Source organism: Vibrio sp. Sgm 5 (genome assembly GCF_026241575.1).
GTDB classification, from domain to species: Bacteria; Pseudomonadota; Gammaproteobacteria; order Enterobacterales; family Vibrionaceae; genus Vibrio; species Vibrio jasicida.
In genome coordinates this window covers 1-341 of sequence record NZ_JAPHPY010000149.1, presented here as the reverse complement: position 1 = coordinate 341, position 341 = coordinate 1, and the positions used below count along the sequence as shown (strand labels likewise).

Here is a 341-nt window from a genome sequence, read left to right as displayed (position 1 = left end):
AAAGCGAGAGATGTAAAGCTTGATGTTAAATATGGTCAGGTGACATTAAAGGCTCCGGCAAACAAAAAAGAGCACGCAGGCATACCTGTTTATTATGTTGGTTGCCTTGAGCAAGGGACATCAAAAGACAAGTTAGCATGGCACCTCTTGACGTCGGAGCCAATAAACAACGTTGAAGACGCTATGAGAATTATCGGTTATTACGAGCGCCGATGGCTGATTGAAGATTTCCATAAAGTCTGGAAAAGTGAAGGGACAGATGTGGAGTCACTCAGGCTACAAAGTAAAGATAACTTAGAGAGATTAAGTGTCATCTATGCCTTTGTTGCTACGCGTTTATT

General features: G+C 41.9%; 1 pseudogene. It reads left to right on the top strand.

Annotated features, from left to right (window positions below):
* Positions 1-341: pseudogene (locus OQJ86_RS26465) on the top strand (IS4 family transposase); the annotation flags it as partial.